Below are 22357 nucleotides of genomic sequence, written 5' to 3' on the forward strand. Positions count from 1 at the left end.
ATTCTTTTTTTCCTTATCTTTAGTTGAATCTTCCTCCGAAATGATTGTCGGTAAAGCATAACGACCACAACAACTACCACACAGTAAAATATTTTAGAGGTAATCATAATATGTTTAAACTGCTGCAATGCTTAAGTTTTACTTAACTTTGCGCCCCAAATAAACCGACTATGAATCGACAGGAATTGGTGAATCTTATTAAGGAAAAACAATCTTATCTGTGCGTAGGATTGGATACAGACATGCAAAAGATTCCAAAACACCTGCTGTCTCACGCAGATCCGGTGTTTGCCTTTAACAAGGCAATTATTGACGCCACCAAAGACCTTTGCGTGGCGTATAAAATCAATACGGCCTTTTACGAATGTATGGGCATCCGCGGATGGGAAAGCCTGCAGCGTACGGTAGAATATATCCCTTCCGGTATCTTTACCATCGCCGATGCTAAACGCGGCGATATCGGCAATACTTCCACCCAATACGCCAAAACTTTTTTTGATACGTATAAGTTTGATTCCGTTACGGTAGCTCCTTATATGGGGAAAGACAGCGTATTGCCATTCCTCCAGTTCCCGGAGAAATGGACCATTCTCCTCGGGCTTACTTCCAATGAAGGCAGCCAGGACTTCCAGCTGCAACAGGCGGGAGATGAGCTGCTGTTTGAAAAAGTGATAAAAACAGCGATGGAGTGGGGCACCCCGGACAACCTGATGTTTGTGGTGGGCGCTACCCAATCCGCTCAACTGGGCTATATCCGTAAAATGGCACCAGACAACTTTTTCCTGGTGCCGGGCGTAGGCGCCCAGGGAGGCAGCCTGCAGGAAATATCCACACAGGCCATGAACAAAGACTGCGGCCTGCTCGTCAACGTGAGCCGTGGTATTATCTATGCCGGCAACGGTGAAGACTTTGCCACCGATGCCCGTAATGCCGCCCTGCAATACCAGCAGGAAATGGCCACTTACCTCAATCAGACAACTGTCAGCCTCTGATACTGACAATAGCCGTTGGCGTTAGCTTTTGGCCTGCTGTGAAAATTTTTTCCATAAGGCTGAAAGTTAACCGCCACTCAGGCAGTTATTTGAATACACAGTTCTTCTCTGTCCACCACGGAAGCACCTCAAAACGCAACCTCCCCGCACGTACCGCCGGATCTTCCTTCACCAGCTGCTCCGCTTCCAGACTGTCCCTGCAATCCAGTATAAATATTCCCTTCATATCGCCATCATTATCAAAAGGGCCTGCTACCAGCAATTTGCCGGTCTGCGCCAGTTGTTGTATATGCTGCAGGTGGGCGGACTGAATACCGGCGGCTGCTACTGCCGGCTGATCGCGGTGTGGGCCGTTCTTCAAAAAGACCATCCAGTAACGTTTCATGTTCGGGTTGACGCTTGTCTCTTTCCTGGCTTCATGGACAGATGGTGATTGCAAAGTAGCGGGATGAAAAGATACTATCACGATAACCAGAAATCCCAGCAGAAAAATTGCAGGAATAACTTTGCTTGCCATACGGGTATTTTCACCGAAGGTAGACAATCAATGACGAATTGTGAATTAGAATTAAATTAAGAAATGATGATGAATGATTGATTCCTAATGTGTTAGCGAGGCCCGCCATTAGCCGTTACCGTTATAGGCGGCGCGCCACCCGCCGTTCGTAAGTCGTAATTGGTTATATTGGGTTATTAAACATGAACAGATGTCTAAAGATTTATTCCAGTCACCGGATTATTATGCTGTAGATGGTTTGTTGACAGAAGAACACCTGTTAATCCGCGATACAGTAAGGCAGTGGGTAAAGAAAGAGGTTTCGCCCATTATTGAAGATTATTGCCAGCGTGCCGAATTCCCTTCGCAGATTTTAAAAGGGCTTGGCGAACTTGGCTGTTTTGGCCCTACTATCCCGCAGGAATACGGCGGTGGCGGCATGGACCATATTGCCTATGGACTGATGATGCAGGAGCTGGAACGGGGTGACAGCGGCATCCGCTCCACAGCTTCGGTGCAGGGCTCGCTGGTAATGTACCCCATTTTTACTTTCGGCAGTGAAGCACAGAAAAAGAAATACCTGCCCAAACTGGCCTCAGGCGAATGGATGGGCTGCTTTGGCCTCACCGAGCCAGACCACGGTTCCAATCCGGCAGGCATGATCACCAACTACCGCGAAGACGGCGACCACGTGATCCTCAACGGCGCTAAAATGTGGATATCCAACGCGCCATTTGCACAAATAGCGGTGGTATGGGCTAAAGACCCCGAAGGCGTTATCCGCGGCCTCATTGTGGAACGTGGCATGGAAGGTTTTACCACACCGGAAACGAAAGGTAAATGGAGCCTGCGCGCCAGCGCTACCGGTGAACTGGTGTTCGATAACGTGAGAGTGCCCAAAGAAAATATTCTGCCACTGGTAAAAGGACTGAAAGGGCCGCTCAGCTGCCTTTCTTCTGCCCGCTATGGTATTGCATGGGGCGTGATCGGCGCCGCGATGGACTGCTACGACACCGCCCTGCGTTATTCAAAGGAACGTAACCAGTTCGGCCGCCCTATCGGTGGTTTCCAGCTTACACAAAAGAAACTCGCTGAAATGGTGACGGAGATCACTAAAGCGCAGCTCCTCAACTGGCGCCTCGGGGTCTTGAAGAATGAAGGAAAAGCCACGCCGGCACAGATTTCCATGGCCAAGCGCAACTCCTGTGAAGTGGCTACCAAAATAGCCCGCGATGCCCGCTCTATTTTAGGTGGCATGGGCATCACCGGTGAATTCCCTGTTATGCGGCATATGATGAACCTGGAAAGCGTGCTTACCTATGAAGGAACGCATGAGATCCACCTGCTGATCACAGGTATGGATGTTACCGGCTTTGACGCGTTTAAATAACGGCATGTTTTTATGAGCAGGTAAACTGGAGGCAATATGACTTACCTGACACGCACTGTCTGGATATTATCCTGTATTAGCCTGGTAACGGACATTGCCAGTGAGATGCTTTATCCCGTTATGCCGATATACCTGCAAAGCATCGGCTTTTCCGTATTGTTGATCGGTGTGCTGGAAGGCATCGCGGAGGCCACTGCCGGTTTAAGTAAAGGATATTTCGGAAAGTTATCAGACCATACCGGCAGGCGTACGCCGTTTATTCGCCTGGGGTATGGTCTGAGTGCCGTCTCCAAACCAATGATGGCGGTCTTTGTTTACCCGCTCTGGATATTTTTCGCCCGGGCTGTTGACAGACTGGGAAAAGGCATCCGCACAGGCGCCAGGGATGCATTGTTGTCTGATGAGGCAACCACCGCTACCAAAGGCCGTGTGTTTGGCTTTCACCGTTCCATGGACACACTGGGCGCGGTGTTGGGGCCTTCGCTGGCGCTGTTGTTCCTCTATTATTACCCAGGCCGTTACCGCAATATGTTCCTGTTGGCTTTTATTCCCGGGTTACTGGCCATCGTTTTTTCGTTATACCTCAAAGAACGTTCTGCTACTCCCAAAGAGAAAACCGAGCCTGTCCGTTTTTTTGCTTTTTTAGGTTACTGGAAAGAAAGTCCTGCCATATACCGCAAACTGGTAGTGGGTTTGCTGATATTTACCTTAAGCAATAGCTCCGATGTCTTTTTGCTGTTGCGGATAAAACAGGCCGGTCTGGGTGATACCGCCACTATTGGCATTTATATTTTTTACAATCTCGTATATGCATTGGCGGCTTTCCCGCTGGGCATACTGGCAGACCGTATCGGCCTGAAAAAAATATTTATAGCAGGGCTGGTGTTGTTTGTGCTGGTATATGCGGGAATGAGCATTACCGGAAACTGGTATTGGTACGGCAGCTTGTTTTTACTATACGGATTGTATGCTGCAGCTACGGAAGGAATTTCTAAAGCCTGGATCAGCAATATCACGAGCAAAGCCGATACGGCCACGGCTATCGGTACTTTTACCGGTTTTCAGAGTATTTGCACTATGGCGGCAAGTTCCCTCACCGGTTGGATATGGTTCCAGTTTGGAGCGGTGGCCGCTTTCCTGGCAACGGCCGGCATGGCCTTCATGGTAGTAGTTTATCTGTTGTTTTTTGTTCCTGCGCCGGATACTGCTGTATAATAGTTCCGAAGGAAAACCCCGCCACAAAATATTATCTTACCTGCCCGTTATCCATGTTATCTGTTTTTTTATGAAGATGATTTTATTGCTTTTGATGAGCGTGTGTACTGTGGCTGCAATACAGGCGCAGGAGCGACCGCTGAAACTGGTGGCTTGTGAAGGAAAGGCGCAGGGCACCTATTACATCGTGAAATACCTGGCTCCGGACACGACGTCGCTGCAGGGCCGTATTGATTCAGTGTTTGCGGTGATTGACCAGTCGCTGTCGTTGTACAGGCCCGGTTCCCTCATCAACCAATTCAACGCCTCCGGCGATGTGAAAATGGACGAGCATATGCGGAACGTAGTGGATAAAGCTATCTATGCCAGTAAAGCGACCAACGGCATTTTTGACATTACGGTGAAACCGCTGGTATATCTCTGGGGGTTCGGTGTGACCAAACCTTCTTTCAAAGGTGTACCGCCGGCAGACAGCATCAAAAAGGCATTATCGTATGTGGGTTACCGTTATTTATCCGTAAAAGGTGATCATCTCACTACAACAAAAAAAGGTGTACAGATAGATTGTAATGGTATTGCGCAGGGATATACGGTAGATGTGCTGGGGAGGTTCCTGGAGCAGCAGGGCATTCAAAATTATCTCGTGGACGTAGGAGGGGAGCTGTGTGCCAAAGGCGTGAACCAGCAGGGTAAAAGCTGGCGTATTGGCGTTGAGCGGCCATCGCCCGGCGACACCACGTATGAACCGATACAGGCCATGGTGGAACTGAAGGATAAAGGTATTGCCACCAGCGGCAACTATCGCCGTTTTTTTGACCAGGGGCGTACCCGTTTTGCGCATACCATTGATCCGGTGACGGGCGTGGCCTTGCACAATCACATCATCAGCGTGACCGTGATAGCGAAAGATTGTTTTACCGCAGATGCATTTGATAATCCCCTGATATTAATGGGAGTGGAAAAAGGATTGAAATTTATAGCACAACATCCGGCGTACGGACTGGAAGCGCTGTACATCTACAAGGCTGCGGATGGCAGCATCAAAGAGGCTTACAGCAAAGGTTTCAGCCGGTACTTTTTTGTGCCATAAAATAAAAACCCCGCTCCGTATAAACGAAGCGGGGCACATTCTCACTATTTCTCTTTCATGAATATGGATAAAAAAAGTTTTAGTGTATGTGTACTTTAATACCAATATTTCCCTGAATGCTATTAAAGCTGGTGATCTCGTTGAACTTGTACGGCGCATAGTTGTACCGTACATTGGCGTTGAACATGACCGGTGAGTAGCGGCCGAAAGGCACGTTGATGCCTACTTCCGGGCTGACCATGAACTGCCAGCTGTTTTTCTTGTCTACAAACTCGCCCCAGTATTTTTCATAGTTCATATTAGCCGCGCCAATACCGAGCACACCATAAGGAATAACTGTGCTGGTGGCAGGCGTGAAGGCATAGCCCACAGTGGCTTGCAACGGTATTACCTGCAAGGTGCGGGACTGTACCGCAGATACGTCTCCTTGTTTATCTGGATATACCGCGCGGGGCAGTCTCTCGTAGAAATCCTGGAATCCGCTGCGAACGCCCACAGACAGGCGGTCGTTCAGCATATAGGACAGGCCGGCGGACCAGCCACGGAAGCTGGTTTTATTGGCATAGTCCTTTACAGAACCAAAAGGTTGGGCAATGGAATAGTTGAGGTCTATGGACAAAGGCGGACGGCTTTGCGCAGACACAGCCTGTGCAGCGATACATCCCGCAAAAATCAGCAGCCAGTTTTTTATCTTTTTCATCTCTCTATCAATTTAAAATTTTCGGAATGGACTTTATTTGCTTTTGCTCAGGTAAGCTGATTGTGCAAAGGAAGCCTGTACCATCGGGTCTACGTTGCTGGTGTTCCACACGCCTGAGCCACGCCACAGCGCATTCCAGATAACGTTGAACTTGTCGTTTTTGGCGTTTTTCAGATCGAAGAGATCGATGGCTGTCTGTCTTTCGTTTACCTGGTACACGGTGTAGTAAGAAGGCCAGTACCAGCCACCGCCGGGATAACCCCACCAGCCTGCGTCCCAGTAGCCCGGGCCGCCCCACCAGCCTGGATTCCAACCGATGCTTGTATAGGAGTTGTCGATACGGGTAAGGTTAATGCCCAGATCAGGTTTGGCGGATTTGTCCACCAGTGTGTAACCTCTCTGTTTCATGGCTGCCGTTACGGAAGCAATCAGTTGCTGGTCGTAGGTGGTCAGTGCTTTTTTGGCAGAATCACTGTTTCTGCTCAGCACGGCCACGGAGTCAACGATGCTGAAAGTAGAATAGGAAGTAAAATCAACGGTACTGTCGTGGTTGGTGATATAAATCCTGGACTCCTCGTCTGTCATGTCTTTCAAGGGGTCTTTACGGCAGCTGCTGATGGAAATCATTGCCACTAGAGCGGCAACAGCACTTAGTAAATACATTGTTCTTTTCATATCCTCGCGTATTAATTTTTATGATAGGTCTCTTCCGTAAAGGTTAACAGCGGAATGCGTGTCAAATGTTAACATATAACGCCGGCTGGCACGCGGCTGCAGGGAAGTTTCCGTTTATTCCTATTATTCAACGCTTTGGATAGAAAGATGTTACAGGAAGTTTAGTCGTTAATTGTTAAGGGAATCTTAAAATGAAAATTGGGTTAACAAAATGAGCTTTTAACAAAGATGACTAATTTAATATGTTTTTGGAAACTAATGCATCTTTTAACTGCTCCGGATGAACGAAATGGACGCTGTCGATACCTTGTGCTTCCGCCGCTTTTACATTGCGGAGATTGTCATCGATAAACAGCGCGTGATCTGCATCTACCTGATAACGGTTGAGCAGTAACTGATAAAAAGAGGGAGAGGGTTTGCGTTGTTTTTCGCGGCCGGACACCACGATACCGTCAAACCATTGCAGGAAGGGGAATTCCACCAGGGCGAGGGGGAATGTTTCGTTGGACCAGTTGGTGAGTGCATATAATTTGTATTTACCGCTGTCTTTCAGTTGGCGGAGCAGTTGTACAGATCCCGGGATTTCTCCGTTGAGCATTTCCTTCCAGCGGCCGTAGTAGGCGCGTATCTGGGCTTCATGTGCCGGATGGCTGGCCACCAGCATTTCGGTAGCTTCCTGCAGGCTTCTGCCGGCGTCCTGTTCTTCATTCCAGTCGGATGTGCAGATGTTCTGCAGAAAACTGTCCATTTCTGCTTCTGTCGCAAATATTTTGCGGTAGAGGTAACGGGGATTCCAGTCGATCAGTACTGATCCCAGATCAAAAATAATTGTGTCGTACACGTTCTTCGTTTGGCTTTTCATAGGTTAATGAGACAATTAGAAAGCGATTGAGTTTAAAGGTTGTCTGATATTTCATCAGCAGCGTCTTCCAGTAGTTTGAGATCTACGGAGTCGCTGCCGGCGATACCTTCGATGGAACCTTTGATATGAGCAGCGTTGAGTAGTACTTTTTCCAGCTGTTTTTCGCGGGCTTTCCATAGTTTTTCCATGGCATCGCGCTCGCGTTGGATGGAGAGCTTCATGGCCATGAAACCCTCCCGGATAGCCTTCCATTGCTCAGCAAATTCTGTGCTGGTGAGGTAGCCGTACAGCATATGCATTTTATCTCCTTTGTTTTCCTGTGTGCGGATACTCCCGGCGATTTTGATGATACTGTCCCGCAGCACATAGGCGAGTGATTTCACTTCTGCGAAAGTACAGATCCAGATACCTTCTTTTTCGCCGAAGCGTTCCATATCGCGGGGCATGGTCTGGGTAACGAGGATGGCCACGTCTATGCCCTGGCTGCGCATATCGGCTTTCAGTTTCTCTACCCAATCACGTGCAAATTCTTTGGTCCTTTTGCTTTCGTAGATAATGCGGCCGCATTCCTGACCGAAGGAGTTGCGTATCAGTTGCACACAGTCGGCGCCACGCACCCCTTTGCCTACCGGTGTGACCTCGTCAAACGGGAAGGTGCTGCGGAGCATTTCCTCCAGCACCAGTTCCTGCACTTCGCCCTGCAATTGGGTGGAGCCCTGTTCTGCGCGGCGTTTCATTTCTTCCGCCAGTTTACGCTGGTCTTCCAGTTGTTTTTCCAGTTCGCGCATGCGCATCTGGTATTCGGTATCTTTCAGTTTATTGCGTTCTGCTTCTTCCGTGCGTATTTTCTCCGCCAGTTCGCCACGGGCTTCCATCAGCCTTTTCTGCAGGTCCAGCTCCAGTTCCGTTTCTTTATTTTTCAGTTCCTGTTCTTTCCGGAGGAATTCCAGTTCCTGTTTGCGGGCTTCACGCAGCCGGGCTTCCTGTTCCTGGTTGGCTTCACGGAGGGTGGCCAGCTGGTTGTCGAAATCTGCAGTGATGGATTTGCGCAGCTCTTCAGCCAGGCTTTCCTGTAAGCGCTTTTTTTCCGATTGTACGCGTTGGATAACTTCCTGTTCCTGCTGCTGCCGGAGTATCTCTATCTGCTGGCGCTCCTGCGCCATGCGGTTTTTTTCTGTTTGCAGGCTGGTCTTTTCGGCCTGCAGGGAATCGAGGCGCTTGCGCCATTCAGATTCCATTTTCCCCCTCATTTCCTTCTCGATGTCTGCAGCAAATGCATCCTCCATGACAAACTGGTGTCTGCAATTGGGACAGGTAATAGATGTTCCCATAATTTCAGTACAAAAATTACGTAAAGATAGGGTTTAGAAAGGTTTGGCGGGTACGAATAAAAAAAGGAAGGAACATGACTTCCTTCCGGTCTGGATAAACGGCACAAACAATAGCAATAAGGTTTTTCAATAAGATAGTTAAATTTCCTGTCTGGGGCTATTGCTAAGTTCCTTCTTTATTATTAGCTGGGCGTTAAGAAATCATGATGGAATTGTTAAGAAATGAGGTGCCGGCGAAAGGGTGGATAAACGACTGAACATCGTTTTTAAAAAAATGGTATTCAGCCGTTTATGCCTGGAGGCCTGGATTATGATACTGTGACATTCATGTTGGTGTCTGTTATGATTCCGCCTCCACTTGCAGGTGACAGGTCATCTGAAACAATAGAATAATAATCTCCAATGTTTGCCTGTAAGACAATTCCTCCTGCGAAGAAAGTATAGGTCTGACTTCCGCTGGTGGAACTCAGAATGGTGATGTGTCCGCGGCTAACCCATTGTCCGTTGTAGCTGTAGGTGATATTGAACCAGATCTCCTGGGTGGCTTTCCTGACATAGGCCGTGGCTTTTGCATCCTGTGCAGTGGAAAAAGGAATAAGTCCCAAAAAGAGGGACAGAGTGGTTAAAAAGAGCAGCTTTTTCATATGGGTTGTTTTTTTTGTAAAGTTAAGCTGCGGCCGCGCGTCTGGCTGTCAGTTAGCTGATGCGGACCAGGTGTATTTATGGGCATGCCAGGAAAACAAATGGAAAATTGTTACGGTGATGGCCAACTGCTGCAAAGGTGAGCGCTGCTGTCAAAAACAAAAAATCCCCGCTCACCGAGCAGGGATTTTTTGTTTGGTGCGAAGGAGGAGATTCGAACTCCCAAGCCCTTTCAGGCACTACCACCTCAAAGTAGCGCGTCTACCAATTTCGCCACCTTCGCATCTTTTCTGGTAGAATGGGCTGCAAAAATAATGGCTTTTTAGAAATAAGCAAATTTATTTATGCTTTTTCTCAAAAATGTGTCTTTCCCGGCGGGGGTAAAACCGGCTACTTCCTAAGCAGGATGCGGAAAGTAGTGCCTTTGTTTATTTCTGAAGATTTTACAAAAAGCCTCCCTTTGTGATACTCTTCGATGATTCTTTTAGCCAGAGACAGCCCTAAGCCCCATCCTCTTTTTTTGGTGCTGAAGCCGGGCTTGAATACTTTTTCAAAATGCATTTTGGGAATGCCTTTGCCGGTATCGGCGATATCGATGGTCACGAAGGTGGGGTGGTTTTCGATACTGATATCTATACGGCCGCTGCCTTCCATGGCGTCAAGCGCATTTTTTAGCAGGTTTTCCACCACCCAGTCAAACAGCGGCGGGGAGATCATCACGGGCAATTCCTTTTCGGTGGAATGAACGGTGAAGCGTACTTTCTGCGGGGCTCTTTTCCGGATATAGGCGGTCATGCTTTCTATCTGTTCCAGTACGTTGCGTTCTTCCAGTTTAGGCACGCTGCCTATTTTGGAGAAGCGGTCGGTGATGAGTTTAAGGCGGTCCACATCTTTGGCGAGTTCTGTCACCATCATGGTATTGGCTTCGTTCTCGCGGAGTATTTCCAGCCAGGCTTCCATGGAGGAAAGGGGGGTGCCCAGCTGATGGGCGGTTTCTTTGGCGAGGCCTACCCATACCTGGTTTTGGGTGGCGCGGTTGGTGCTGGAGAGGGCAAAGAGCACGAGGGCAATGAAGAGCGTGACCACGCCCAGCTGTATGTAGGGGTAATAGCGTATTTGTTTCAGGATCAGGGAGTCGCCGTAATAGATGAAGTTGTATAGTTTATGCCGGGCATCCACCTCCATAATAAAGGGCGGATGTTGTTTTTTGAATATCAGCAGCTGTTCCTGCAGGTAGGCAGGGTTTTGTGCAATGCGCATGGAGTCGATGTTGCGGCTGTCAAGGATATGTCCTTGTTCATCGGTCAGGATAAGCGGGATGGTGGTGTTGGTGGTCACTATTTCCGTGGCCAGGTTAAGGTTGGCGTCGGGGGCTGATTTGAGCAGTTCCCGGTTGGCCTCTACCCAGGTGGCGACCTTTTTCCGTTCTTCATCCTGTATTTTTTTTGTCAGGTTGCTGACGAACCATATCGTGGTCACGATAATGAGCACTGCTATGGAGGCCAGTACGAACTTCCACCCGATGTATTGTCTAAACATATAACTAATTTAAGCCTTATTCCGCTTTGATGATTCGGGACGATTAGCAAATATTAGAATCCTTTGTTGCATATTTGCATCTCTTTATTTTATTATTCACGCATAAACGTAATATCATTTGCACATATTGCCGTCGGTTGCTGTCGTTATATTAAATTGGAACGGAAAGGCTTTCCTGGAGAAGTTTCTGCCGTCTGTGTGCCGCTCTACTTATGGTAATTTACAGCTGGTGCTGGCCGATAACGCTTCTACTGATGACAGTGTGGCGTTTGTGGAAGCGCATTACCCGTCGGTACGGATTATCCGTAATCCTTCCAACGATGGTTTTGCGGGTGGTTATAATGAAGCGCTGGCACATGTGGAGGCCGATATTTATGTGTTGCTGAACCAGGACGTGGAGGTGGAGCCGGGATGGATAGAGCCGGTGGTGGCGCTGATGGAGTCCGATCCCCGTATAGCTGCCTGTCAGCCTAAGATGCGGGCTTACCACCAGCCGGACGAGTTTGAGTATGCCGGCGCTGCCGGTGGGTGGATGGACGTGCTGGGCTATACTTTCTGTCGTGGCCGTATCCTCTACACCACGGAAAAAGACGAGGGCCAGTATGATGATGCGCAGGACATTTTCTGGGCTACGGGCGCTGCGCTCTTTATCCGGTCTGCCTGTTTCCGGGAGGTAGGTGGTTTTGACCGCGATTTTTTTGCTCATATGGAAGAGGTGGACCTCTGCTGGCGCCTGCAAAGGGCCGGGTACCGCGTTTGTTACTGCCCTGATTCCAAAGTGTTCCACGTAGGGGGCGGCAGTTTGCCACAAGGCAATCCACGCAAGCTTTATCTTAATTTCCGCAACAACCTCATGATGTTGTGGAAAAACCTGCATAGTGAAGACCGTTGGATTGTGCTGTTCCAGCGTTTTTTCCTGGATATTCTCGCTGGTGTTAAAAGCCTGGTGTCCGGCAAGCCAAAGGACATGGTGGCTATTTATCGCGCATACCGCGACTATTACCGCTGGCGGAAAACATATGTCAACAAATACGAACTGCCGGAAGTGAAGCTGATGAAGATGAAGGGCGTTTTCCACGGAATTATGATCTGGCGCTACTATTTCCTCCGGAGGAAGAAGTTCAGGGACCTGATATGACAATCAGGGAATATGCCCGTTTTTCTTGCTAAAATATCCCGATAACTAAATAAATAAATCCAAAATATTTGTTAGGTTTGCACCGGAAATAAACTGAATATGGAACACAATACCGTAGAAAATAAGAATGACATCACCCGCGACAGGGTTTCCCGCTCCCGTTTCTTTTATTATGTGGGTCTGTTTTGTTTAGTGGCATTTATGCTGGGAGGTTGCTACAATCTGTATAAACACAAATACCAGGGCAAACCTGATGTGACTGTTCAGGAAAGTTCCTTGTATAATCCAAAATATAAATAAGTAACATAGGCGATCGCTTATTTACTGCCAAACATAATTATCCAGCCTCCCGGTTTTGCCGGGAGGTTTTTCTTTTTCAGCCCTCCTGATTTTCCGGAATTTTCTGATTTTGCCCCTGTTTTTGGTGGTTTTTGACGATTTTGCCTGATTTTATCTGGGTCTTGTCGTTTGATGCTTTTCCCTTTCGCGTAAATTATATTCCCGATGCGAGTAGCCTGTTAACCGATAAGCGGGGAATTTTGTAGCGTCGGATAATCCCCGCATGGCTTTATGATAACAATGGTCCAACGGAAAAAGAAAGAAGCGCGCAAACCTGGTAAAAAATCTGTGGCAAGACTGGTCGTCGATAAACTGCACCTGTGGCTGGGGCTGGCCTCCGGCATTATTGTGCTGATCATCGCCGTCACCGGTTGTCTGTTTGTTTTCCAGCGGGAGATCAATGAAATGATTTACCATAAGGAGATGTTTGTGACGCCGCAGGAACAGGTCCTGCCACTGAGCGAGCTGCGGACGCGTGCGCAGCAGGCGCTGGGTGACAAACCTATCCTTTCTGTGACCACCTGGCGCTTGCCGGACCGTGCCTGGGAATTCATGGCCTATAAAGCCAACGATACGGCATTTACCTATTTCGGCTGTGTGGAATATTATGAATCAGTGCTGGTAAATCCTTACACCGGCGCTATTAACGGCCGTATCAATTACAAATACAGTTTCTTCCCCATTGTGAAGATGATACACTGGAGCCTGCTGCTGAATACCCGCTACGGTCAACCGATAGTGGGCTGGAGCACGGTCATCTTTGTTATTTTGCTGATTACCGGGCTGGTGATGTGGTGGCCGAAACGCTGGACCAAGGCCGCCCGCGACCAGAGCTTCAGGATTAAATGGAAAGCCGGTTTCAAACGGGTCAATTACGACCTGCATAATGTGCTTGGTTTTTACAGCCTCATCATAGCGCTGGTACTGGCCCTTACGGGGATGGTATGGGCCTTTACCTGGTTCGAAAAGGCCGTTTACGTGGCTGCTGCGGGCACTACTACGCCGCCGGCCGTGAAACAGGTCGCTTCCGGCCCGGCCACGGCTACCGCCGCCGGCAATCCGCTGGATATCGCTTTTGCCACCGCTCAGCCCCTGTTAAAAGATGCCACCCGTGTTTTCGTATATCCGGCCGCGTATCCGGAAGGAGTGCACACTGTTGGCGGTTACCGCGGAAAGGATATTTATTTTGGCAGTGACGAGTACCAGTTTGATCAGTACACAGGTAAAATGGTAGGGCACAGCGAATACAAAAAGAAGAACCGTGGGGAGAAACTGATCGCGATGAATTATGATATTCATGTGGGTGCTATTGGCGGACTACCCGGGAAAATTATTGCCTTTGTGATCAGTTTTATCTGTGCGTCGCTGCCGGTGACAGGCTTCTATGTGTGGTGGGGCAAACAGAAAAAATCAAAAAAGAAAGCAGTAAAACCGCTTGCACGATTGAATACGGTATAAAATTGTAATAATTTTTGTTTCTCTGAAATGGGCTATGGTATTGGTTTTTAGGAGATGATTTACAATTGTGTGCAACTATTTTTTTAAAAACTTTGAAAAAATATTTTGTGTTTTCAGTCCGTTTCCTATCTTTGCAATCCCAACGAAAACGCCACACGGCAAAACAAACACGCCGAAAGCGCCGACAGTCGGGAAGTTCTTAAAAGTTTTATGTTTTAAAACACCTGCGGAAGTAGCTCATTTGGTAGAGCACGACCTTGCCAAGGTCGGGGTGGCCGGTTCGAGCCCGGTCTTCCGCTCCAAGCCGGAATGCTTTAACAGCATCATCCGTCAAAAAAAGTTCTTAGTCAAAATTGCGGAAGTAGCTCATTTGGTAGAGCACGACCTTGCCAAGGTCGGGGTGGCCGGTTCGAGCCCGGTCTTCCGCTCTAAAGCCTGATCATGAATATGGTCAGGCTTTTTTTATGTCCTGTGCTTTTAGGTATTCTCCATAAAAAAAGCGCACCGTTGCCGATGCGCCGTTTATCCATAGTTTCATTTGTTTTTTAGAAATCACCGCTGGCGCCGCCGCCACCGCCTGAACCGCCACCGAAATTGGTACCGGTGTCTGCGGGCCGTGCTCCCGGCGTGAACGTCTGCGCGATGATCAGCGATTCCACTTTCAGCCGGTCTGCCATGCCAGGTTCATCAGAAGCTGCATAGGTAAACCCGTTTTTAGGCGTATGCAGGTACCTGATCAATGCCCAGGCGCCACCGGTTAGCACCAGTCCGCCAATGACCATAGCTGTTTCCAATGGCATTACGCTGTGGTAATAACGGATGGTAAAGACGATCATAGCGATTAAAATAATGCCGGTACGCAGCAGCACCGCATCTTTTTTCCTGACGCCCAGGAATATATACAGCGGCGGAATAACAACGGTGAGTATCCAGAAAATCCATCCGCCCGGGATACCCTGGCCGGGCTTAAGTTCCAGCATAAACATGGAGTTGGTCGTTTCCCTTACTACATAATAGTTGCCCGCCATATAAAGTGTTATCAGCGATAGTACCCGCAGTAGTGTGAGGCAATCGGCATAATGGCGGAGGGCCGGGCGTTTTTCCATTTTGGTAGCGATCAGGTAAACCGCCAGCGACAAGGCCATAAGCAGAAAGGGCAATGCCTGTAAGCCGTACGGAATATACAGGGCCTGCCAGAAAATGAGCAGCAGGAAAGACAGGTAAGCTACAGCAGAAGAAACCATGTCCGCGTAGCGCAATGTGCCCAGCACGGTAAGCCCGAAAACCACCAGGGCGACGGTCTTCTCAGAAGTATTATGGGATTCGAGGAATATGCCGGTGCAGAGCAGCCCGACAGCGCTCCACAACAGCGCTTCGTTTATCCCTGACCGATAGGAGCCTTTCTGGCTGATCGCAAATTCCAACGCTCCTATACACAGGAGGGAGGCTATGACCAGCATCACCCGGAAAACGGACATCGATTCGCTGGTGATAGACAGCAGTACGAGAAAACCAGCGGTGAAAGTTGCCACGATGGTAGTGAGGATGAACAAGCCGACACGGGTAATCGGGTGGGGCGTGTACAGTTTAGCCGGGTGTGCGGCACGTACAGCTTCCAGCGTTTCGGTGCTGATGCAGCCCTGCCGGTGTGCTTTGGCTGCCTCGTTTTGTATATCGAAATTATCGAGGGTAGTAGTAGGCCAGGCAATCATTGTTGTTTGATTTTTTTGCTGAGGTTAACCAGGAAGAAGATGATCGCTACTGAAGATGCTATCACATAGAGGAAGCCTCCGTAGATATCGCCCAGTTGATGGAACACCGTGCGTGTCAGGAGGATCGTAAAGGCAATGTAGCCGTACAGCACCGCCAGCAGTATGAAATAAAAAGAGTGGTCGCGGAACGCGCGGTACCAGGTGAGGTATACGCCTGCTGCCGCCAGCAGGAACCACAGAAAATACCATTTTTCAAAAATGCACATGCCGGCAATGGTGGCGATGAAGAAGATATGCACGCCGAAATTGCGATAGCTAAAGGCAAAGTGTTTTTTGAAATCACGTTTTTCCGATAGTTCCGCCATGCCCACCAGCGCTGCGCCCAGCACTGCGCCGGTATATATCAGCGAATGGTTGCTGAAGTCATTTTGCGACAGCACCTGGAATGGCGTAATGGCGATACCCGCCCAGGCGGCCAGGTTGGTGATGGCCATAGACAGGATGCCCAGATGGTCGAAGTAGTAGGCTGTAGCAAATAATACCACCATGGGAATAAAGGTGGCGAGGCCGTAGGCCGTACCAAAAGCGGTATACTGGTATTGCAGGTATCCGATAAATGTGACGAAAGTAAGGCTGCCTAACAGTAACGCATAATCGTAGAATGCATTGGGCGATTCCGTTTTTTCGCGGGAGAAAGGAGGGCGATGCCTGAAGCAGTAGGCGTAACAGCCGATGCATAGCAAAGCGATGAAAAGAAGAATAACCTGGTGGCCGATGGTGTCAATGTTTTTGTAAACCAGGATGCCGAGGCCGCCGCTCAGCAGCAATACGCCGAGGTACAGGGCTGTTTTGATTTCCCAGTGAAGGGAGAAAAGGCGGGTGGTTTCGGTGTGGGTAACACGTTGCATTTCCTCGTCACTGATCAATCCTTCTTTTTGGAGTTTGGAGAAAGTATCAATGTTCATTGGGTGAAATTACGAATTACAGGCACATTTTATAATTTCTTTGCTATTTTGGGGTTATGGAACTTTATCAGTCAACATTATTTTCTGCCGGCCCTTTTGAATTGGGCGAAGGCGCTTTCTGGTGGCCGGAACGTTCGGCATGGTGCTGGGTGGATATTCTGGGCCATTCTCTTTATATCATGGATAGTAAAGGCCATCGTACCCAATATCATATAGGCGAGTACGTGAGCATGATGGTGCCGGTGCAGGGCAGTAATGAGTTGTTGCTGGGGCTTCATGGCCGTGTGGCGCGTTTTTCACCGGAGCAGGGCGTAGGGCGTACGCTGGCCGTTCTGGACGGCAACCCCAGCCTCCGTTGCAATGATGGCAAGTGCGACCCCGCCGGCCGCCTGTGGATAGGCACCATGCACCTGATCAACCAGCAGGGCAACGGCGCTTTGTATTGCCTGGACCATAACCGCCCGCCGGTAATCAAAATCCCGCAGGTCAGTATTTCCAATGGGCTGGTATGGCATGGCGACCGGATGTACTTTAATGATACGGTCACCAACAAGGTACAGGAGTTTGCTTATGATGTAAACTCCGGGGAAATCCGTTTCCTGCGTAATGCCGTGGTCATTCCGGCGGAACTGGGATCGCCCGACGGGATGACGATAGACAGCGAAGGGATGTTGTGGATCGCCCAGTGGGGCGGTGGCGGCGTATACCGCTGGAACCCGGTCAACGGGGAGCTATTGGGCAAAATAGAGGTGCCTGCCCCGCATGTGTCCTGCTGTGTTTTTGGCGGGCCGGACATGCAGGAAATGCTGATCACGACGGCGAGGGAGCATATGACTCCCAAACAGATTGAAGCCTATCCTATGAGTGGAAACGTGTTTCACGCCAAGCTGCCTTTTAAAGGCCTGCCTGTCAGTCATTTTAAATATTAGTTTAACATAGATGTAAATGTTTCACGGGAGTATCGTATTTTTTTCGTACATTTGTAAGGATGAACAGGCATTTTTAGGGTATTTTAATACCATTCGCAGCACTATCTTATCCAACTTCCCTTTATAAATACTTCCCTTTAGTACGCTACTGAAACATTGAAGTGTATAAACTAATGAACAGTCATGAAGGATTTCAAAATTATCGACAACAAAGAAGCCAGACAGTTTGAGGCGCATATCGCCGGACAGATGGCAAAGGTTATTTATGAGAGAAATGGTAGCCGCATTTTCCTGACAGGCGCAGAAGTGCCTCCGACACTGGAAAAACAAGGCGTACTGCCGATGATGCTGGGCAAAGTGATGGAGGAAATTTCTGCACAGAATATCCGGATGGTCCCTTCCAGCAAGAAAGTAGCAGAATACGTGCGCAGCAATCCTAAATGGAAAACACTGCTGGCGCATGGGCTCCACATCTAATACCGAGATGTAAAGGTTATTAAATTAAACGGGCTGTTTATTTATTGGGCTGTTGCAGGAAAAGTTACTTTTTCCGAATGGCGGTTGGAGAGGAGTATCTTCAAATGGCTACAACGAACCCAATAAATAAATCAGCCCGTTTTAATTTTAAGGGTTTGAAAATTGGCTATTTCAGTCCCAGCTTGGCTTTCACCGGTGTCATCAGATCGTCGGCGTCTGCGCCTATCAATACTTCATCCTTGGAATTGTCAATTACCAGCGTGTAGCCTTTTTCAGCAGCAACCGCTTTCAGCGCTTTTTTTGCTTTGTCCATGATTGGTACTAACAGCTGTTGGTCTTTGAGCTGTAATTTCTCTTCCATCCGCTGGCGGTAATCCTGGATGCTTGCCTGCGCGTCCTGTAATTCTTTTTCTTTCGACTCTTTCACCTGCTGGCTCCATTTGGTGCCAAGACTGTCATATTCCTGCAGTTTGCGCGTATATTCCGCAACGAGGTATTGTCCGTCTTTCGCCAGCTCCTGCTGATATTTTTGCAGTGTGTCAGTCGCCTGTTTAGTCTCGGGCATAGCAGCAATCAGTTGCTGGAAATTGATATAGGCAGTCTTTTGCGAAAATGCTGCAGTGCTCATCAGCAGCATCAAAGTGACAGCGCAAAAATATTTCATGATATAGTTTTCAGCAATATTATGGAATAGATATATAAGAGAATGTTAAATTGTCGTTGTGTGGGCTTATGAGGCCATTTCTCTTGATAATTTAACCGGATACCGCTCTCTCTTGGATGGGTGTTTTTTTGCGGGCTGATATCCCGTTGTTAACAATTTAATATTAATGTTAATGTATTTTTCCGCACTTTTGCGATGCTGCTGCCAGGCACTTTTATGTGAATTTTTTTGTTTCCCCGTAGGGGTAACAGCCAACATGGGTGTCGTCTATGAAAGCATTTCAATTGGCAGAAGGACTTATCTTTGACTATAGTTATCAAAACCTACGCATGGAGTTGCAACATCCAGGTGATACTTCGTTACTGGAAAAAGAAGACGTATTAACTTTTGAACAGGCATTTAAAACCCATTTTAAAGGCTTGCACGCCTATGCCTGCACCATATTGAAAGATGAAATAATGGCGGAGGAAATGGTGCAGAACGTATTCTGCAAACTATGGGAGAAATCAGGAGATATTAAGATCAAACAAACCATCTCCGGTTACCTGTACAGGGCAGTATATCATGAGAGCATCAATTATCTGCGCCATCAGAAAGTAAAAGCTACGCATCAGGCACATACCCAATATCAAATGAGCAATAACAGGGATACCGGCAATACTTCCGGCAAAGTGACCATGCGGGAACTGGAAGAAAAACTGGACAAAGCGCTACGCGACCTGCCGGAAAAATGCAGGACTGTATTCCAGTTGAGCCGCTTCGAAGAATTAAAATACCAGGAGATCGCTGATAAACTCGATATCTCGATAAAAACAGTCGAGAACCAGATGGGCAAAGCCTTGAAGCTGTTGCGGCTCAACCTGGTGGATTTCCTTCCCCTGTTGTTAATATTGCTCCATCTTTAAACCTTCTACCGTGAAAAAGCAAACTGACCATATAAATGATGATCTGCTGGTGAAATATATGCTGGGCATCACCACACCGGTAGAAAAACAAGCGGTGGACGCATGGATGGCCGCCGATACGGCCAACGCCAAATATTACGAACATTTTCAGCTCATCTGGAACGAAAGTAAAAAGCTGGCCGCTGTCAGCACCGTTAATGAAGACGACGCCTGGAAACGTTTCCAGCAAAGGGTTGGCGCCAGCGAAGACGCAGGCGGCGCCCGCGTGATCAAAACAGATTTCTCTACCTGGCGCCGTAACCTGGCCATAGCAGCCACTTTATTGGTACTGCTAGGAGCAGCAGGGTTCTGGTTCATGAAATCGTCCCGCCCGCAACATACCATCTACGCCAGCAATGCTGTCAGACTGGACACATTGCCCGACGGATCATTCGTTACCCTGAACAAACAATCTTCTATCAGTTATGCTACCTCTTTCAGTAAAGAAAGACAGGTGAAACTGGAAGGCGAAGCCTTCTTCAATGTGGCACAGGACCCGGGACGCCCTTTTGTGATCACCGTAAATGACGTGACCGTAAAGGTACTCGGCACATCGTTCAACATCAAAAGCACCAACGGTAAAACAGAAGTCATTGTGGAAACAGGCGCAGTAGAAGTAACCAAACAACATCACAGCGTACAACTGCAGCACCACGAAAAAGCTGTTGTCACAGACCAGGACGCCGCGCCGGTGAAACAACAAAACACTGATGAGCTGTATAATTACTACCGCACTCAAACATTCGTATGTAACAATACCCCATTGTGGAAACTGGTGGACATACTGAATGAAGCGTACGGTGTTAATATCGTAATCGCCAATGCCGGCAAGCGCGATCTGCCGATCAACGTTACCTTCAGTAACAGTTCGCTCGACAGTACCCTGAATATCATCGGGCTCACCTACGGTATCACCGTAGAACAAAATGGAACCAATATCACCCTGAAATAATCGTAGCTGAAGTGTATGCCGTTTAGCAGAACATTGACAATATTGATACTGATCATCACCCTTCCGTTTTACACACAGGCACAAGGCCTGCTCAACAAGACCGTGACGGTGGAGGCGAAAAAACAAAAGTTATCGGAAGTATTAAATATCATTTCCCGACAGGGTGGTTTTTATTTCTCCTATATCAGCAACATTCTCCCGCAAGACAGCCTGGTCAGCATATCGGTAAAAAACAAAACGGTCCGGCAAACCCTTGACCAGCTGCTGGACGGAGAATATCTCTACAAGGAATCGGGCAACTATATCATTCTCTTTAAAAAATCTCCCGGACAAAATTATTATCAGATCACGGGGTTCGTCACGGACAGTAAAACAGGGCAACGGGTACCCAATGCCAGTGTGTACGAACGACAGCAACTCATTTCAACTTTAACGAACAACGACGGATATTTCAGGCTGCGGTTGCGGGATAAAACCCCTACCGCAGCCATCAGCATTAGTAAGGACCTGTATACCGACACCTCTGTAACGGTGCATGGAGGGCAGGACCAGGAAGTGGCTGTGAATATTTCACCGGTAAGTTATCAGTTAAGGGTGGTGGAAATCACCGGCCATAATACGAAGGTGGAAAAGACCTGGTGGGGCCGCACGATATTGTCTTCCCGTCAGAAAATGCAGAGCCTCAACATCGGCAGTTTCTTCGCAGACAAACCTTATCAGGCCTCACTGACGCCCGGACTGGGCTCCCATGGCAGGATGAGCAGCCAGGTGGTCAATAAATTCTCAATCAATGTTATTGGCGGTTATACCGCAGGTGTAGATGGTTTTGAACTGGGCACCGTGTTCAATATAGTGAAAGGTAATATGCAGCATGTGCAGATAGGCGGTGTTCTCAATGTGGTAGGTGGAAAAACCAACGGCGTGCAGCTGGCCGGTGTACACAACCAGGTGCTGGATTCCATGCGTGGCGTGCAGGTAGGCGGTGTGAGCAACATCGTGGAGGGAAGCACCAACGGCGTACAGATTTCGGGTGTTGTGGGCCAGATACACGGCGACATGGAAGGAGTGCAGGCACAGGGCGTAGTGGGCATTGTTAAAGGCAATGTAGCTGGCTGGCAGGTATCTGGCGTGAGTAACCACACGTACGGTAACATGTCCGGCGCACAGATAAGCGGCGTGTACAACTATGCCGGCCGTGATGTCAATGGCGCACAGATATCAGACCTCGGCAATATCAGTCATGGTACTGTGAGAGGTGTGCAACTCGGCGTCCTTTTTAACTATGCCAGACATCTGAAAGGCGTGCAGATTGGCCTCGTCAATATCGCAGATACTTCTTCCGGTTACACTATCGGTCTTGTTAACATCGTCAAACATGGTTATCATAAGCTGTCGATATACACCGGTGACGTCATTAATTATAATGTTGCCTGGAAAACGGGTAGCAGTAAGCTGTACAGCATTTTGGTCGCAGGGATGAACACCGGCGACAGGAAAGTATATTCTTTCGGATATGGTATCGGAAGAGAATTCAACTTCAACAAACATTTGTTCCTCGGCGTGGAGATCACCGCTCAGAACACGTATACAGGTAGTGATGAAGACTTCTCGCAGCTGATCCGTGTACGCCCTTCGCTGAATTATCGTATCTCTGATAAAATATCCATCTTTGCGGGACCTTCTTTGTCACTTCATGTGTATGATAAGTGGAACCCCAAACCGGGCTACCTGCCTGAAATTCCGGGACCAGCCTATCATCCTTTCAAGCTCGGGGATTCCGGCAATGGATGGATAGGATGGCAGGCCGGCATCACTATTTTCTGATTTTTGTTGTACTGGCATAGGGG

At 48.5% G+C, this 22357-nt stretch carries 22 protein-coding genes and 3 tRNA genes; 14 read left to right on the forward strand and 11 right to left on the reverse strand.

Going from position 1 to position 22357, the window contains the following annotated elements:
• Positions 1-170: 170 nt before the first annotated feature.
• Entirely contained in the window at positions 171-992 is an 822-nt protein-coding gene (gene pyrF / locus HGH92_RS17870) for an orotidine-5'-phosphate decarboxylase (protein WP_168872127.1), read from the forward strand.
• Between the two features lie 85 nt (positions 993-1077).
• On the opposite strand, the gene HGH92_RS17875 is transcribed toward pyrF, so the two are convergent.
• A complete protein-coding gene (locus HGH92_RS17875; RefSeq protein ID WP_168872128.1) occupies positions 1078-1509 on the reverse strand; it encodes a YciI family protein in 432 nt (143 codons plus the stop codon).
• Between the two features lie 190 nt (positions 1510-1699).
• On the opposite strand from HGH92_RS17875, the gene HGH92_RS17880 reads away from it, so the two are divergent.
• The 3 genes from HGH92_RS17880 (at position 1700) to HGH92_RS17890 (ending at position 5183) form a co-directional block, all read left to right on the forward strand.
• Entirely contained in the window at positions 1700-2878 is a 1179-nt protein-coding gene (locus HGH92_RS17880; protein ID WP_168872129.1) for an acyl-CoA dehydrogenase family protein, read from the forward strand.
• A gap of 36 nt (positions 2879-2914) precedes the next feature.
• Positions 2915-4093 (forward strand): MFS transporter, encoded by a 1179-nt coding sequence (locus tag HGH92_RS17885; RefSeq protein WP_168872130.1) that lies wholly within the window; start codon positions 2915-2917, stop codon positions 4091-4093.
• Between the two features lie 70 nt (positions 4094-4163).
• Entirely contained in the window at positions 4164-5183 is a 1020-nt protein-coding gene (locus HGH92_RS17890; RefSeq protein ID WP_168872131.1) for an FAD:protein FMN transferase, read from the forward strand.
• Between the two features lie 79 nt (positions 5184-5262).
• Here HGH92_RS17890 and HGH92_RS17895 read toward each other — a convergent pair whose 3' ends face one another.
• The 7 genes from HGH92_RS17895 to HGH92_RS17925 form a co-directional block, all read right to left on the reverse strand.
• A complete protein-coding gene (locus tag HGH92_RS17895) occupies positions 5263-5883 on the reverse strand; it encodes an outer membrane beta-barrel protein (protein ID WP_168872132.1) in 621 nt (206 codons plus the stop codon).
• Positions 5884-5916: 33 nt separating this feature from the next.
• A complete protein-coding gene (locus HGH92_RS17900; RefSeq protein ID WP_247654966.1) occupies positions 5917-6558 on the reverse strand; it encodes a DUF4136 domain-containing protein in 642 nt (213 codons plus the stop codon).
• Between the two features lie 232 nt (positions 6559-6790).
• Entirely contained in the window at positions 6791-7420 is a 630-nt protein-coding gene (locus HGH92_RS17905; RefSeq protein ID WP_168872133.1) for an HAD family hydrolase, read from the reverse strand.
• A gap of 32 nt (positions 7421-7452) precedes the next feature.
• Positions 7453-8706, reverse strand: coding sequence for a DUF2130 domain-containing protein (locus HGH92_RS17910; RefSeq protein ID WP_247654967.1), 1254 nt, complete (start codon positions 8704-8706; stop codon positions 7453-7455).
• A 353-nt stretch (positions 8707-9059) separates the two neighbouring features.
• Positions 9060-9395 (reverse strand): hypothetical protein, encoded by a 336-nt coding sequence (locus tag HGH92_RS17915; protein ID WP_168872135.1) that lies wholly within the window; start codon positions 9393-9395, stop codon positions 9060-9062.
• A gap of 194 nt (positions 9396-9589) precedes the next feature.
• Positions 9590-9676 (reverse strand) — tRNA-Leu (locus tag HGH92_RS17920).
• A gap of 107 nt (positions 9677-9783) precedes the next feature.
• Complete coding sequence (locus HGH92_RS17925) at positions 9784-10932, reverse strand: sensor histidine kinase (RefSeq protein WP_168872136.1); 1149 nt, start codon at positions 10930-10932, stop codon at positions 9784-9786.
• Between the two features lie 118 nt (positions 10933-11050).
• Between HGH92_RS17925 and HGH92_RS17930 the strand changes: the two genes are divergently transcribed.
• The 5 genes from HGH92_RS17930 (at position 11051) to HGH92_RS17950 (ending at position 14295) form a co-directional block, all read left to right on the forward strand.
• The gene (locus HGH92_RS17930; RefSeq protein WP_168872137.1) at positions 11051-12070 is read left to right on the forward strand and encodes a glycosyltransferase family 2 protein; all 1020 of its coding nucleotides are present in this window, start codon (positions 11051-11053) and stop codon (positions 12068-12070) included.
• Positions 12071-12169: 99 nt separating this feature from the next.
• Positions 12170-12370, forward strand: a complete 201-nt coding sequence (locus tag HGH92_RS17935; protein WP_168872138.1) for a hypothetical protein — start codon at positions 12170-12172, stop codon at positions 12368-12370.
• A 270-nt stretch (positions 12371-12640) separates the two neighbouring features.
• Complete coding sequence (locus tag HGH92_RS17940; RefSeq protein ID WP_247654968.1) at positions 12641-13867, forward strand: PepSY-associated TM helix domain-containing protein; 1227 nt, start codon at positions 12641-12643, stop codon at positions 13865-13867.
• Positions 13868-14093: 226 nt separating this feature from the next.
• A tRNA-Gly gene (locus tag HGH92_RS17945) sits at positions 14094-14169 on the forward strand.
• Between the two features lie 53 nt (positions 14170-14222).
• Positions 14223-14295, forward strand: a tRNA-Gly gene (locus tag HGH92_RS17950).
• Positions 14296-14412: 117 nt separating this feature from the next.
• On the opposite strand, the gene HGH92_RS17955 is transcribed toward HGH92_RS17950, so the two are convergent.
• Together HGH92_RS17955 and HGH92_RS17960 are read right to left on the reverse strand one after the other, a co-directional pair.
• Positions 14413-15579 (reverse strand): hypothetical protein, encoded by a 1167-nt coding sequence (locus HGH92_RS17955; protein ID WP_168872139.1) that lies wholly within the window; start codon positions 15577-15579, stop codon positions 14413-14415.
• Positions 15576-16544: a DUF2157 domain-containing protein gene (locus HGH92_RS17960; protein ID WP_168872140.1), complete on the reverse strand. Its 969-nt coding sequence runs from the start codon at positions 16542-16544 to the stop codon at positions 15576-15578. The genes HGH92_RS17955 and HGH92_RS17960 overlap by 4 nt, the downstream gene beginning before the upstream one ends.
• 56 nt (positions 16545-16600) lie before the next feature.
• Here HGH92_RS17960 and HGH92_RS17965 point away from each other — a divergent pair, with 56 nt between their 5' ends.
• Positions 16601-17473, forward strand: a complete 873-nt coding sequence (locus HGH92_RS17965) for an SMP-30/gluconolactonase/LRE family protein (protein ID WP_168872141.1) — start codon at positions 16601-16603, stop codon at positions 17471-17473.
• A gap of 183 nt (positions 17474-17656) precedes the next feature.
• Positions 17657-17950, forward strand: a complete 294-nt coding sequence (locus HGH92_RS17970) for a GNAT family N-acetyltransferase (protein WP_168872142.1) — start codon at positions 17657-17659, stop codon at positions 17948-17950.
• A gap of 166 nt (positions 17951-18116) precedes the next feature.
• Here the strand turns inward: HGH92_RS17970 and HGH92_RS17975 are convergent, their stop codons facing one another.
• Positions 18117-18614 carry an OmpH family outer membrane protein gene (locus HGH92_RS17975; RefSeq protein WP_168872143.1) on the reverse strand — a complete coding sequence of 166 codons (498 nt, stop codon included), beginning with the start codon at positions 18612-18614 and terminating at the stop codon, positions 18117-18119.
• Between the two features lie 269 nt (positions 18615-18883).
• Here HGH92_RS17975 and HGH92_RS17980 point away from each other — a divergent pair, with 269 nt between their 5' ends.
• The 3 genes from HGH92_RS17980 to HGH92_RS17990 are packed head-to-tail and all read left to right on the forward strand — an operon-like array spanning position 18884 to position 22334.
• A complete protein-coding gene (locus HGH92_RS17980; RefSeq protein ID WP_247654969.1) occupies positions 18884-19519 on the forward strand; it encodes an RNA polymerase sigma-70 factor in 636 nt (211 codons plus the stop codon).
• A gap of 10 nt (positions 19520-19529) precedes the next feature.
• Positions 19530-20510 (forward strand): FecR family protein, encoded by a 981-nt coding sequence (locus tag HGH92_RS34200; RefSeq protein WP_168872144.1) that lies wholly within the window; start codon positions 19530-19532, stop codon positions 20508-20510.
• A gap of 15 nt (positions 20511-20525) precedes the next feature.
• Positions 20526-22334: a carboxypeptidase regulatory-like domain-containing protein gene (locus tag HGH92_RS17990; RefSeq protein ID WP_168872145.1), complete on the forward strand. Its 1809-nt coding sequence runs from the start codon at positions 20526-20528 to the stop codon at positions 22332-22334.
• The last annotated feature ends 23 nt before the right edge of the window (positions 22335-22357 follow it).

Origin of the sequence: Chitinophaga varians (genome assembly GCF_012641275.1) — a bacterium.
In the GTDB taxonomy this organism is placed as follows: Bacteria; Bacteroidota; Bacteroidia; order Chitinophagales; family Chitinophagaceae; genus Chitinophaga; species Chitinophaga varians_A.